The following is a 13,639-nucleotide window of genomic DNA, read 5'->3' on the forward strand; positions in this document are numbered from 1 at the left end:
ATCTACCTCCCCATTTCATCCGTAAAATTGTAATGTTTTCTAATTCAGAATTATTATAAAATATTAATTAATGAACTTTACAAATATTCGCGAATAGCAATATAGCCGTTTAAGCGTTCGAAAAAACACAAATAACCAACGTTTATGCAGCGTAAACGTTGGTTATTCGCAGGTCTATTTTCACTTTTTTAATTTTTATCATATTTTTTATTTATCATTAAGTTAATTTGAATAATTATATCTTCTTTTTTAATAGTCGTGTCATTTTAATGAAATATTATAGTTATTTATGGTTGTTAAGTATACTCATTTCAGTCTAACTGTTATACAATAAAGATAATCACTTATTATTCATTAAAAGTTTTTTTAGCTTGATTTTTCTATTATTAATTACAGAAGGAATTATATATGATTTATTTCTATACTGAGCACATGTCTACAAGTAGTACTATTTTGACGTATCTTTTTCAAACGACGCCTTCTTTGATTGTTTATTTGGTGACATTGAAGTACTGCTTTCCTACTAAATTCTCAAGGTATTCCGTCCTATTAATAAGTATTCCTGCTTATAACTTGGGGTGGATTTTTAATGATATCGTTCGCCGATACTTTCAAGAGATACTAGTTATCCATAATATTTTTAGTATTATCTGTCAATTTGTTATGGTACTGATTCTCTACATCGTTTTTAATCGTGGCGAACGTCTTTTTCTAGTGGATTTGCTTATAGTCACCTGCTTCACTATTCTATCGGCCGCGGGCTTTGAATATATTCGCGTTTTTTTGTTGAATATCTCTACTACACCTTTGTTTTCTATAAATATAATCAACTGGTATTTTCTATTCTCATTAATTTTCCTGCCGCTAATAAAAAAAATTTTAGTATGGAGCAAAAGATTTGTCATAAACTTCTCAACAGCCGCCCTGATTTTATTGTGGACAGTATCAATCGCTTTGAATCTATTTTTCCTTTTTATTCAAATTTGTTCTATTGCAGAACCATTGAATAAGCCGGGATATTCTTCCGTAATTTTCTTATCTGATAACTATCTAGGCAGCTCAATAATCCGAAGTTTAGCTCCGTCTGCCTATTTTATTGTTGAACCTGTAGATAGGCTCTTCAATTTGGCTACTACACTCGTCATACACAATACTCTGGCAATCGGCGCCTTCGTTTTTCTACTTTTTCTAAACAAGCGGACAAAATTGAGATTATCAGAACAAGAAAAACAAAAATTTGAGTTGACTCAATATGTAAATAGTTTAGAAAATGTGACTCAAAATATTCGGAAAAACCACCACGATTTTAGCAACTTGCTATTCTCTTTAGGCGGATATATTTATCAATCCCCTATTGATGAAGAAGATTTAAAAAAATATTTTGAAAGTGTGACCCAGACTTTTGAAGAAGATTATCATTACTTTTTAGAGATATCCAAACTAAAAAATTTGGCCATTCCTGAACTAAAAACATTAATTTTTACAAAAATAATGACCGCGACAAAAAAGGACATTCCATTCGATATAGAAATTGAACAACCGATTGAGTCATTGCCTATTGACCAGCTGACCTTATCCCGCATCTTTGGTATTTTAATCGATAATGCCTTAGAAGCTGCGGAAGAGAGTGAGCAGCCTTATGTTCGTTTAGCAATCATTGAAGATGAACAACAATACTTATTTATTTTAGTCAACGCAACCAAGAACGACGAAATTTCTCCATTGCTTTTACAAAAAGAAAATTTTTCTACTAAAGGAAAAGATCGTGGATTGGGATTGAGCATCGTTCATTCCATCGTACAAGATCATTCTGATCAGCTTACTTTGAAAACGACCCAAAACGAACAAGAATTTTCTCAAACATTATTTCTAAAAAAGGAGTACTTACATGGCCATTAAAGTTTATATTGTAGAAGACAACCTAGAACAGCGAACAAATCTGGAGCAGGCAATCATGAATTATCAATTATTTTCTGATTGGGAATTGGAACTAGCTCACAGCTCTGGTTCTGGAGATGAATTTTTAAAGAATATCGATCGAAAAAATCAGTGGAACATTTATTTTTTGGATATTAATTTGGATGGACAAGCGGAGATGGCCAATGGTCTTGCCGTGGCTCAAGAAATCCGAAAATTTGATCCGTTTGGTTTTATCATTTTTATCACGATTCGGTCTGAGTTAAGCTTTTTGACCTTCCAATACCGCGTTCAAGCGTTAGACTTTATTATCAAAGATCCTACTTTAGATATTCGCGAACGTATTCATACTTGTCTAAGGACAATTGAGCAGCGGTTAGATTCATTGACTAGCAGCCAAACCATCAAGTTAAATACAGGAAATGAGATTGCTTCCTTTATTATTGATGATATTTTGTATTTTTCATCAAACAAAGGACACGTTCTTTCATTACATACTAAGCACAACAGCTATTTAATTTATCAAACGACATTGAATAGTTTGGAAGAACAATTGCAAGATAGTTTTCTGCGCTGTCATCGAGGCTTTCTGGTCAATAACAAAGCGATCAATTCGATTACCAAAAACTTTGATTCGATCACTTTAGAAAACGGGACATCGATTCCTGTCTCTGTTAGAAAAAAAGGAAAGCTGAAATCCCTACAATCGAAACTGCTTTTTTGTTCCTAGTCCACAAAAGAGAGAAAATAAGCCATGACTAATGGAAAATCGTTAGTCATGGCTTATTTTTTATTTATCTAAGGTAAATCATTGCCTGCTGCGAAATAGACATCGTACCATTCTTGTTTCGTTAAGGTCACATCGCCGCCTGCTGCACTTTCTTTGATTCGTTTTGGATTCATTGTTCCAAGAATCACCTGCATGTTGGCTGGATGACGTAAAATCCAAGCAGTCGCGATCGCATTTTTATTCGTGTCATATTTTTTAGCTAGCTTAGCCAAAAGTTCGTTCAATTCTGGGAATTTTTCATTATCTACAAAGACACCTTCGAAAAATCCATATTGGAATGGTGACCACGCTTGAATTGTTACACCGTTCCGACGAGAAAATTCTAATACGCCGCCATCATGATCGAATGAGCGTGTATCGGTCATGTTTGTATGCATTCCGTAATCGATCATCCCTGTGTGCATGATCGAGAATTGCAATTGATTGATCAATAATTTTTGATCCACATGAGATTGCAGCAACTGAAATTGTTCTGGATTAAAGTTTGATACACCAAAGTGACGGACCTTCCCGCTCGCCTGTAAAAGATCAAAGGCCTCTGCAATTTCTTCTGGCTCCATCAATGGATCAGGACGATGCAGCAAATAACTATCTAAATAGTCGATACCCATTCTTTCTAAAATACCATCCACAGAAGCTAATAAATGTTTCTTTGAGAAATCATAGCGTTTGTCATCACCAGTTACGATGCCGCCTTTTGATTGAATAAAAAATTTGTCACGAGAGATTTTGGCTTCTTTCAAAGCGGCACCAAAAACCAATTCTGATTTTCCGTCGCCGTACATATCTGCTGAATCAATGAAATTGATCTCATTTTCTAAAGCCGTATCCAAAACCTCTGCTGCCTTAGTTGAAGTTAGCGCTGACATTCGCATGATACCTAAAGCAATTGCTGAAGTTTCCCAGTAGCTGTTGCCGATTTTTCGTTGTAACATCGTGTCCATCCTCTCTGATAAAACATTTTTTCTTACCTATAGAAGTATAGACTATTTCGCTGATAAAAAGAATCCCTAGCGCTTAGAATCCGGACTTATCAAGACTAGAAACGGCTGGCACTTGACCCAGCCGTCCTTTCTTTCGTATGCTTACTTTTAAAGGAGGGTCCCTATATGTATTCGATGCTGAAAAAAATCATTACTGAAAAAGACATTTATCGTCAGATTTTGCTTTTAGAGCAGCTGCTTAATCATTCACAGTTAACTGCTAAAGAATTAGCGGAAAAAATCGGCACCACCGAACGCACCATTTTTTCTGATTTGCAGCTGATTCGCGACTATCTGCCAGAACAATGGGAATTGGACTCTGACAAAAGCGGTATCCGCTTAATTTCACAGGATAATTCATTTACCAACGATATTTGGGAAGCTTTTCTGCCCCATTCCGTCAGCCTGCAGCTGGTCAAAAAATTATTATTTACAAAAGAACTGAATGTCCCGCGTTTTCTTGACGAAACCGGCGTTTCCTATGAAACACTCAAACGGCAACGGACCAAAATCAATCGTCAAATCCAACCGTTTAAGATTAAAATTCGTTTGACCTCAACACAGGCACACCTAGTTGGAGAAGAAAGCGCCATTCGAATTTTTTTCCATCGACTGCTGCTGCCCTTCACCCACAACAATTATTTTTTTGAAGATTACTCGATCCACGAGGAACATTATTTGCGCTTCTTGACGAAAGAACTCACTGAGGACCTGTTTGCGGATACGGAACAAATTTTTGGAATCTGCTGGTTTTTTATCAATAGTATTCGTATCAAAGCCGGTTGCCCCATTGATGACTTCAGCTTTGAACTAAATGACCCATTATTTGTTCTTTATGCCCCTCTTCTGAAAGAGCTATATGAAAAAGAAGGCGTCTATCTGCAAGATGAAGAAATCTTTTTTGCCTTTTTCTGCTTTTTAGAAAGCTGGAACTACAACAATCCTTTAGGAAAAAAGGTTTCTGACGTATTGAGTGAAGACTATCCGCTCCTGCGGGAAAAAGCACAGCAAACAGTGCAGGAAATCGCTGAAGAGCTGCACTTGGAAGCCTTGCTGCAGACAAACTTATCGACAAATTTGTTACTGTTGCTACTAAAATATGCTGAATCACCGGCGCTGTCCAAACAATTTCAGCTAGAGTATCAAGAATTATTGCTGCAACGAAATGAAGAATATGCTGTTTTAGCTGAAAAAAGCACTGCACTTTTTAATAGCCTGCCGCAGTTTTCAACGATTGGAGATACGACATATTTCGTTAATCTCTTTTCCCTTTTAAGTCAGCAGTCGATTTTTTCGATCCAGCCACATACGAAAACAGTTTTCTTCATTTTCCAAAGTGAACCTGCTTGGAAAACATTCTTACAACAGGAACTGACGGATCTTTTAGGTAAACGCGTCAACTTAGTCTCTCTTGAGGTGTCCCAACTGCGAGCTGAAATTATTCAAACCGGAGATTTGATCCTCTCCAATATTCCGTTGGATTCGGCGCCATTGCCCGTTGTCTATCTATCCACCATTCCAACAAAAAATGAGCTCAGCCAATTGACTGAACTCACTTCCCATTCGTATCTTTAAGTAAAACGGTTAGTCATTCTGATAGTGGCTGACCGCTTTTTCTTTTCTTTTGAAAATACCTTTGCTGACTCTCTTCTCGATTTCAACGACTAGAAACAGCAGCAGTGCATTGCCTAAGATGACCAATTGTTGTGCCAAACTAAGCGCCGTTGTTCCGATCAGCTGTTGTCCTAGTGGTAAGAAGACTACACCCATTTGAAGAACGAAGAGGATTCCTAATGAGATGAACAAGAATTTATTTTCGAAGAAACGACGGTTGATCGCTGGATCGAACATCTCTCGACAATTGATCATGTAAACCGCCTGCCCTAAAACAATACTCTGTAAAAGAATCGTTTGTTGCAGAGCAGTCCCTTCAAAATGCATGGACAAGAAGTAAGCCGGGATCATGATCAGTAAGGAAACATACAGGATTCTAAAGAAACTATAGCCTAATAAAATACCCATTTTCGTGTCTCTTGGTGGGCGCTTCATCGTATCACGATTTGCCTTTTCAAAACCTAAAGCATAAGATAGCGTGATTGTCGTTACCATGTTGACCCACAAGATTTGAATCGGAGTCAATGGCAATGGCCGATTCATCAGTAAAGCTAGGATTACAATCAGTCCTTGTGCTAACGCTGTTGGCAAGAAGAAGTTGATTGTCTTTTGCAGATTATCAAAGATTCTGCGGCCTTCCTTAACAGCTTTTACGATCGTATAAAAATTATCGTCGGCTAATACCATATCCGCTGCTTGCTTACTAACCTCGCTGCCTTTGATTCCCATTGCAATACCAATGTCCGCTTGTTTTAAGGCAGGAGCATCGTTCACTCCGTCACCAGTCATTCCTACAATTTCTTCTTTTTTCTGAAGCGCCGTTACGATTCGCAGCTTATGATCCGGCGTCGTCCGAGCATATACATCTACTTTTCCAACCACTTCAACCAATTCCTCATCAGACATGCTGTCAATATCGGCACCCTCTAAAATTTTAGATGTGTGCTTCAACCCAATTTGCTTACTGATTGCTTGGGCCGTTGCTTTATGATCGCCAGTGATCATCTTCACTGAGATCCCCGCTTGCTGCGCCTGTTCAACTGCTCGAACAGCACTCTCTTTTGGCGGATCGATGATTCCGGCCAAACCGGCAAATGTCAGTCCCGATAATAACTCATGGGTTAACTCTGTTGCGGAAACTTTTTTGTAACCGAATCCTAGCACACGCTGACCTTTACTAGCTAGTTCTAAGCCGCGTTGCTCCCATCTTGCCTTCTCTTCATTCGTTGCATCAGCCTTTTCTAATAACACTTCAGGAGCACCTTTAACAAAAATGATTTGGTCCTCACCCTCCGCATGCATCGTCGCCATATATTTGTAACTAGAGCTGAAAGGAATCTTTGCTAACACAGGTTTCAACTGCTGCTCTTCTTCCGCTACATAATTCAATAAAGCAAGTTCTGTTGGGTTGCCATGGATCTCTTCAATTTTCTGATCATCTTTCGTCTTTAATTCCTGACAATTATTCATGATCTCTTTTACTAGCGGCAGTTCTTCCGTCACGACTTCCTGTACAGTCATCTCATTTTTCGTAAGGGTTCCTGTTTTATCCGAGCAGATTACAGTCATTGAGCCCAATGTCTCTACTGCCGGCATCCCTTTGATGATTGCATTTTCATCAGCCATTTCTTTGACACCCATCGAAAGGATCATCGTCAAAACAGCCGGAAGTCCTTCTGGAATCATGGCAACGATCAACGCGATACTCGCTGAGAACATCAAGCTCCAGTCCATCCCGTATCTGAAGCTGGTAAAGAATAGTAAGAACACAATCAGAGCCAAAATTCCTCTAAAAATCTGTTTATTTAATTGGTGCATTTTTTTAACTAGCGGTGTCGTTTGTGTTTGGATCGACTGCAAGGCGTGATTGATCTTTCCGATTTCTGTCGCATCGCCTGTTTCCACCACTAGCCCGCGGGCGGAACCTGTTTGTACAAGTGTTCCCGAAAAAGCCATATTTAGCTGATCGCCGGCCATCGCTTCTTGCGAAATCACCTCAACTGTCTTTTCGACCGCCTCAGATTCACCGGTTAAGATCGATTCCTCCACCGTCAAATCATGAACCTCAATCAACCGCAGATCCGCAGGGATAACATCGCCAGCTTTCAAGATCACGACATCCCCTTGAACCAGCTCTTCTGAATCCAGTTTAAGCGGCTGCCCTTCATTTAGCACCGTCGCTTCCTGGCCCATCATCTGCTTCAATCCATCTAACGATTCTTCCGCCTTGCGCTCCTGCCAATAGCCAACAAAACCATTGACGATCACGACTAAGAAAATAATTCCGCCTTCAACCGCCTCGCCTGTCGCAAATTTCAGCACAGCCGCAACGATCAAAACAACCATCAATAAATCAGTAAAATGCTTGGCGATTTTACGCCATAATTTAACTTGCTCCTTCTCTTCCATTTTGTTCGGCCCATTATTTTTTAGACGAGCGCTACGTTGTTCTTTTGTTAAACCAGTAGTTTGTGATGCTACTTTATGTAAAATATCTTCGGTTGATAATTTATACCATTTCATATGTGTTCCTCCATATCATTTATTTGATACCTTAAGTATACGGATAAATAACATTTTTTAAGGTCGATAATTTCATGGAGGACTGAAATAATTGTGTTTCAAAATTCAAAAAATAGCCCCACTCCCATTAAATGAAGTGCGGCTATTCAATAATAGAAAGACTAGTGTAAAAAGTTTTGCAGATCATCGCCATACTCATCGATCTTCTTAGTCGTCAAAATTGTACCTGCCACTAAAACGCCACCGACAATCAATGTACTAGCAACTACGAACTTAACAAATGATTTCATACTGACTACCTCCCATGCTTTTTTCTAAAGAATCTTGTTCCGACTACTCTATGAATTAATCCTAGCACAAGTAGGTAGATGTATCTTCTAATATGCTTACTACAATATATTTTACATCCAATTACTTAACTTACCTTCACTTAGTAGTTAAGAGAAGGACAGCAAAACTTTTATTATAAACCAATTCAAAATAATCTTCAAATCGCAATTTGACACTTACACCCCCAAAATTGACCTATTTTAACGCAAAAACAGGCTTTTTCACCCCAAAACGTGTCAATTTGGGGGGAGTAGCGGTTAAATTGCGATTCGTATTTTTTCAAAAAATCGAGTATCTTTTAATCACCGGCCGGAATAAAAATATGGAGTACAGCGATCACGGTGAAAGAAGAAATCCTAGGCAGCTTGGAAAGATTCGCTTTGTTACATCCATTTGAAAAGACGATGAGAAACTCTTCAACAAAATCATCATCACTAAGGATATCGAAACAACAAAAAACATTTTTAACGGAAGTAATTGAGGATGGCGACAATCTTATCGCCTCCTCTCACTAAAAAAAGGAGGATAAGAATCTCATGAATGAACAAACATTGTCTCATCGACAACTTTTCAATTTGAAATCAAAAACACTGGAAAAAAGAATTACCAACTATTATTACGAAACACAAAACAGCAGCCTAACCATCAAATATATCCTAGCACTACGAGTAAGGCACCAGCTTGGTGCGGAGGAGTTTGCCCACTTTCTGAAGGATCTTGTCCGAAAGATTTTTATGAATACGAAGACTACTCGTACCATGAAACGTTTTTTCTATTACTTCAAAGATTACTTCATGGCACCTGAGTGGCGCGCATTAACCGCGAAGGTTTTTCCTGTAAGAAATTTTGGTCAGAAAGCTATGACACTCTTCCGCTCCTTACTGTCATTTGCCCGTCCTGATGAAACCAACGAACCTTGAAATAACCTACCTATCCAGAAAATCTTAAAGAGAGGACAATCTAAATGATAAATGACAAACACGATTTAGTTGCGACATTTACAAATGGTCTTGGAAAAGAACACAATTGGACATATAAAGACGTGAACGCCGATCTGCCGACTCCTGTAATCAAAGATGCTTGCGAATTACTGACGAACTTAGATATTTTTGAACAAGATGGCGTAAAACTATTTGATTCTATTGTCACCGCGAAGATCGTGACGACTAAGGAGACTGAAATTTTCGATGTAAAAAACGATCCTAAAATAGAGAAAAAACAACAGCGCGATGATTTGCCCATAAAAATTGAGACAGTGACCACAGAAAAAAAAGCATTATCGATAAATGCGAAAGTTGATCCCGATTTATTAACAAAAAGCACACCCAAAATCGATGAATTAACTACATTGACGTGTAAAAATAGTTCTGCAAGTTTCCCTGCTGTCTCACTGCCGACATTAAAGGTTTCTAGTATTCCAACTCGCTTGCCGCAAACAACAAGTAATGATTCGAAATCAATAAATAGTGCAGTAAAGGTGAATGATATGACCTCTGACAAAATTCTACAGCCGCCGAATCAATCGCTTGAAAAGAACGGCGATAGTCTTAGGCAAAGATTCGCCCGATTCTGGGGCAAGAGAGGAAAAAATAAAGAAGATCCTTCTTGAATGATGTCCGATAAATCTAAAAACAACTAAATTCCACCTTTCTCAAGCTAAATATGCGTAGAAAAGCCTGATCTAGTCGTTATTCCTCCTAATCCGGATGGGAGGTGACACGACTTTGAGTAAGTTTATTCGCTAAGTTCTCGCGTCGTTCTTCACGGGATTGATCACCATCCTCGTCAACCATTAGTTAAGCGGGCATGATCCACGTGAATACTCAATTTTATGTCATAGGTCGATTTTATATTGCGTGATTAGCGATCAATTAAGGTAAACAAAAAACCCCACTTAAATAAGTGAGGTTGAACATTCATTATTTAGCTAATGAATCTTTAGCTTGGTCAGCAAGCAAAGTCCTTTTATTGAAATTTGTACGAGTAACAATTTGCTGTTAAATCAACAAATTTAGCTGATTACGCTTTTACTATCGTTCACAGATTTTAAAATCAATCTGGGTCAATTCTGGGTCAAATTGATTCAATTATTACTTTTTCTTAGTCAAAAATTTCTCATCTAGCGTGGGGCGCTATACATAGTTTCACTTACACTCACAGACCTTTTCACAGACCACCAACGCCAAGATATTTTTTATTTATCATACCTATCATTATTTGTTGTCTTGTTTTATTGCCAAGGGTATCAACATCAGCAAAAAGGAAAGTGCTAAACTTGTTAAAATATAAATCACATAACTTGTCCAGTCGACGGTACTTTTATTAAGATAACCTGATCCTATAAAATACATCAAAATAAGAGCAAATCCCTCAATCTATTGGTAAAACAACCGGATTCTATACCGTATTGTCATTACATAGAAGAAAATGAATATAGCGACAAATACAACATATACTCGTAAAGTGCTAAAGCTAAAATTTTTGAATAATGCATCATATCCCGACACAAATATTGCAACTAAAGTTACGAGTAAAACAGTTCTTAATAAGTAACTGTCCTTATATTTCTGCCTAAATTTATTTATTAATGAATTCATCGCGTTAACTCCTCATACTCTATTAATAATCCTGTCTAGTAGTAGATCATTTGATCGTTTAGTACATCTCAAAGATTTGAGGAACAACAATGTCTAATTTAAGTATCTCATCTTCCGAAAGAACCTTTCCATCTTTTCGCCAAACACGGATTTGACGCTGTTCTTTTTCAAGTGCGTAATTTTCTGAAACATACTTTGCTTGTGGGTTATTCAAAAAACTTCTTATAAAAATTGACCTCAATTTACTTAAAGTCAAACCGTTTTCTCCTTGCATTAAAAAAGGCGACTCATATTGATAAACTCGCTGGTCTTTTGAAAGCTTTCCTCGCATGTTATTCTCCCCTAGTCATCCATTTTACAAGCATAAACTAGTATACCAAAAAAGCCAATCCAAATGATGGACTTGATAATAATTTTAGCTAACTAGGCTTCTTTCCTTAAATCGTGAATATATTAATCCTATCAAGAATCCGATTAAAGCTGGCAATACCCAGCCCATACCTATATTAAAAAATGGGAGGTATTGACCAACAAAACTTAGCCATGACTCTATCGCAGGAATAGTTAAAAGTGATGATGGGCTTGCTGCTAAAGCATCAAAAAGAGCTGCAATAACTGTAAATGACGTGGTTGTTTGATAAACAAGCTTTCTGTGTTTAAATAATGGACTCATAATTGCCAATAAAATCAATGTCATGGCCAAAGGATAAATGAACATCAGTACTGGCAAAGATATTTCAATTATTTTGGTCAAACCAATGTTCGCAAAAAGACACGGTAGCACACTAGAAAGAATGATAAAGAAACGGTAGCTACGCTTAGGGAATAGCTCAACAAAAGCTTCAGAAAAGGCTGTTACTAAGCCAATAGAGGTTTTTAGACAGGCTAAAATAACAATCACTGCGAGTAATATGCTTCCTGTAGTCCCGAGATAATAATTCGCAATTTGTGCCAATGCAACTCCCCCGTTTTCACTAATGGCGAATTTGCCTAAACTCATTGCTCCCAAATAGGACAACAAGGTGTAAATAATACCCATCAAAACAATACTAATAGCCCCGGACTTAATCGTATCTCTAGCGATTTGATTAGGTTTTGTTACTCCCATAGAACGAATCGTAGTAACAATAATGATCCCGAAAGCTAAAGATGCCAAAGCGTCTAAAGTATTATAACCTTCCGTAAATCCTTTTAAAAAAGTTGCGTTTTGATAAACCGGTTGAACTGGTGCTGCTCGAATTGACCCTAGTGGTTGCGTAAATCCTAAAAAAAGTAGCCCTCCTAATAAAATTAAGAAAATTGGATTTAAAAATTTCCCCACATAATCTAAAATTTTTGTAGGTTTGCGCGAAAATAACCATGTCGTTGCAAAAAACAACACACTGAACATTGCTAAAGCAAAAACTAGATGCTTCCCTGAAACAAAAGGCGCGATCCCAATCTCAAAAGAAGTTGTCGCCAAGCGTGGCAGGGCAAAAAATGGGCCTATTACCAAGTAAATTAGGAAAGTAAAAATAAAGGCATATTTTCTGCCAATCTTTGACGCTAAATCGTAAACACCTTTACTTTGAGAAACACCAATCGCTATTATACCTAAAAATGGCAATCCAATGCCTGTAACCAAGAATCCTAGATTAGCTAAAACTATATTACTTCCTGCTAATTGCCCCATGTTTACAGGGAAAATCAAGTTCCCCGCACCAAAGAAAAGACCAAAAAGCATTGATCCTATATAGATGTACTGTTTTATTGAAAGTTTTTTCCCCATATAGCAGCTCCTTACTATGAACAAGAATAATGATGCCAACTAATTGTACACAAGTATATCAATACTGACAAAAGTTTTATTAAATACCACCAAATACCGTTTGAATTGTCAGAGTATTTTCTATTTTATGTTGCAAGCGTATCTGGATGATGTTAACCTTGTCTTAGAAATTCCTTTCTTACCTTCGAACCCAGCAGTTCGGGGGTATTTTTGTATTGCTAGCCATATAACCAAATGATAAACTACCTTTTCAACGACTATATTCTTTGAGTCTGCTGCGGAAACAGTAGGTTCTTTTTTACGCACTTCTAGGGGCAATTTGATTGATCAGGAAAAAATGATTTAGCCCCATCTGTTTTACATTTTTATCCTTCTGAGATATAACCAAAAATAGTGGCCGTTCGGATCGACTACGAGTTATTTTGACACCCTTTTGACGGATATTCTAAAGTAGCGTTACGTGACTTTAGAACTACAGTAGCTATCTATTCGATCTGGCTCTAATTCATAACGAACTGATATCACTCTGTGTGACAACAAAAAATCTGTTACGGTTTTGAATCACAGCGAATCTGATGTCGTTTTAAAACAACTACTTTTAGTCTGCGAAGCTATAAATCACTCAGGGCGGCTGATACATAAGCTTGTGCGCCAATTTAAACAGCCCACACAACTAAAGAAAACTAAATAATTTGTACGCTTTAGCTTACATGACTAAATACGTCCGTTTATCATAATTCACGCCCCGGGAATTATCCCCCTGGGCTAAAATCAAACTTTATTCGAACCTCACCGCTTTTTACTTTCTCCGCAATATCCCGAACAAGTTCAACATTATACTGGCCACTTTCCATAAGCGATTCTTCTATTTTCATCATTTGGAATCGATAACCAAAATTGGTATAAAATCCATGCTTTTCTGTGTTTATATTTCCTATGGGTGCTCCGCCACCTTTGTTCCCTATGGCGTTCTTATTGCCGTACGGCGCGCCTCGTTTCTTCGGGATCGTTAGTGCTATTTTCCCAGCAGAACGGTTCAGACGGTACTCATTTGTGCTTAAAGCAAGCAGCATACAATCAACTCGTCTTCTTTTCTCTCTTGGTTGCATTACGATCA

The 13,639-nt window shown here is 37.7% G+C and carries 12 protein-coding genes; 6 read left to right on the top strand and 6 right to left on the bottom strand.

What is annotated here, in order from left to right; translation table 11 throughout:
• The first annotated feature begins 1,206 nt into the window (after positions 1-1,206).
• A complete protein-coding gene (locus I585_RS23630) occupies positions 1,207-1,899 on the top strand; it encodes a sensor histidine kinase (protein WP_232089378.1) in 693 nt (230 codons plus the stop codon).
• Positions 1,889-2,647 (top strand): LytR/AlgR family response regulator transcription factor, encoded by a 759-nt coding sequence (locus I585_RS07930; RefSeq protein ID WP_010742900.1) that lies wholly within the window; start codon positions 1,889-1,891, stop codon positions 2,645-2,647. The genes I585_RS23630 and I585_RS07930 overlap by 11 nt, the downstream gene beginning before the upstream one ends.
• A gap of 68 nt (positions 2,648-2,715) precedes the next feature.
• Here I585_RS07930 and I585_RS07935 read toward each other — a convergent pair whose 3' ends face one another.
• Positions 2,716-3,642 carry an aldo/keto reductase gene (locus I585_RS07935; RefSeq protein WP_010742899.1) on the bottom strand — a complete coding sequence of 309 codons (927 nt, stop codon included), beginning with the start codon at positions 3,640-3,642 and terminating at the stop codon, positions 2,716-2,718.
• Positions 3,643-3,816: 174 nt separating this feature from the next.
• Here I585_RS07935 and mafR point away from each other — a divergent pair, with 174 nt between their 5' ends.
• On the top strand, positions 3,817-5,265 hold the full coding sequence (gene mafR / locus I585_RS07940) for a global transcriptional activator MafR (protein WP_010742898.1): 1,449 nt from the start codon (positions 3,817-3,819) through the stop codon (positions 5,263-5,265).
• 9 nt (positions 5,266-5,274) lie between these two features.
• Here mafR and I585_RS07945 read toward each other — a convergent pair whose 3' ends face one another.
• Positions 5,275-7,827: an HAD-IC family P-type ATPase gene (locus tag I585_RS07945; protein ID WP_010742897.1), complete on the bottom strand. Its 2,553-nt coding sequence runs from the start codon at positions 7,825-7,827 to the stop codon at positions 5,275-5,277.
• A gap of 161 nt (positions 7,828-7,988) precedes the next feature.
• Positions 7,989-8,117: a hypothetical protein gene (locus tag I585_RS23835; RefSeq protein ID WP_010742896.1), complete on the bottom strand. Its 129-nt coding sequence runs from the start codon at positions 8,115-8,117 to the stop codon at positions 7,989-7,991.
• A gap of 381 nt (positions 8,118-8,498) precedes the next feature.
• On the opposite strand from I585_RS23835, the gene I585_RS23185 reads away from it, so the two are divergent.
• The 3 genes from I585_RS23185 to I585_RS22875 are packed head-to-tail and all read left to right on the top strand — an operon-like array spanning position 8,499 to position 9,766.
• Positions 8,499-8,672: a hypothetical protein gene (locus I585_RS23185; protein WP_155856985.1), complete on the top strand. Its 174-nt coding sequence runs from the start codon at positions 8,499-8,501 to the stop codon at positions 8,670-8,672.
• A 21-nt stretch (positions 8,673-8,693) separates the two neighbouring features.
• On the top strand, positions 8,694-9,077 hold the full coding sequence (locus I585_RS07955) for a hypothetical protein (RefSeq protein ID WP_010742895.1): 384 nt from the start codon (positions 8,694-8,696) through the stop codon (positions 9,075-9,077).
• A 44-nt stretch (positions 9,078-9,121) separates the two neighbouring features.
• A complete protein-coding gene (locus I585_RS22875) occupies positions 9,122-9,766 on the top strand; it encodes a DUF2922 domain-containing protein (protein WP_010742894.1) in 645 nt (214 codons plus the stop codon).
• A gap of 1,046 nt (positions 9,767-10,812) precedes the next feature.
• On the opposite strand, the gene I585_RS07970 is transcribed toward I585_RS22875, so the two are convergent.
• From I585_RS07970 to I585_RS07980, 3 genes are all read right to left on the bottom strand, one after another.
• A complete protein-coding gene (locus I585_RS07970) occupies positions 10,813-11,085 on the bottom strand; it encodes a hypothetical protein (protein WP_010742892.1) in 273 nt (90 codons plus the stop codon).
• An 84-nt stretch (positions 11,086-11,169) separates the two neighbouring features.
• Positions 11,170-12,522 (bottom strand): branched-chain amino acid transport system II carrier protein, encoded by a 1,353-nt coding sequence (gene brnQ, locus I585_RS07975; protein ID WP_010742891.1) that lies wholly within the window; start codon positions 12,520-12,522, stop codon positions 11,170-11,172.
• A 752-nt stretch (positions 12,523-13,274) separates the two neighbouring features.
• Positions 13,275-13,631, bottom strand: a complete 357-nt coding sequence (locus I585_RS07980; RefSeq protein WP_010742890.1) for a hypothetical protein — start codon at positions 13,629-13,631, stop codon at positions 13,275-13,277.
• Positions 13,632-13,639 lie beyond the last annotated feature (8 nt).

Origin of the sequence: Enterococcus malodoratus ATCC 43197 (assembly GCF_000407185.1) — a bacterium.
GTDB classification, from domain to species: Bacteria; Bacillota; Bacilli; order Lactobacillales; family Enterococcaceae; genus Enterococcus_A; species Enterococcus_A malodoratus.

What these genes read in the sequence shown, in the direction of transcription:
- I585_RS23835 (WP_010742896.1), bottom strand. Translation starts at nt 8,117, where the DNA reads ATGAAATCATTTGTTAAGTTCGTAGTTGCTAGTACATTGATTGTCGGT.
- I585_RS07955 (WP_010742895.1), top strand. Translation starts at nt 8,694, where the DNA reads ATGAATGAACAAACATTGTCTCATCGACAACTTTTCAATTTGAAATCA.
- mafR (WP_010742898.1), top strand. Translation starts at nt 3,817, where the DNA reads ATGTATTCGATGCTGAAAAAAATCATTACTGAAAAAGACATTTATCGT.
- I585_RS07930 (WP_010742900.1), top strand. Translation starts at nt 1,889, where the DNA reads ATGGCCATTAAAGTTTATATTGTAGAAGACAACCTAGAACAGCGAACA.
- I585_RS07945 (WP_010742897.1), bottom strand. Translation starts at nt 7,827, where the DNA reads ATGAAATGGTATAAATTATCAACCGAAGATATTTTACATAAAGTAGCA.
- I585_RS07935 (WP_010742899.1), bottom strand. Translation starts at nt 3,642, where the DNA reads ATGTTACAACGAAAAATCGGCAACAGCTACTGGGAAACTTCAGCAATT.
- I585_RS07980 (WP_010742890.1), bottom strand. Translation starts at nt 13,631, where the DNA reads ATGCAACCAAGAGAGAAAAGAAGACGAGTTGATTGTATGCTGCTTGCT.
- I585_RS22875 (WP_010742894.1), top strand. Translation starts at nt 9,122, where the DNA reads ATGATAAATGACAAACACGATTTAGTTGCGACATTTACAAATGGTCTT.
- brnQ (WP_010742891.1), bottom strand. Translation starts at nt 12,522, where the DNA reads ATGGGGAAAAAACTTTCAATAAAACAGTACATCTATATAGGATCAATG.
- I585_RS07970 (WP_010742892.1), bottom strand. Translation starts at nt 11,085, where the DNA reads ATGCGAGGAAAGCTTTCAAAAGACCAGCGAGTTTATCAATATGAGTCG.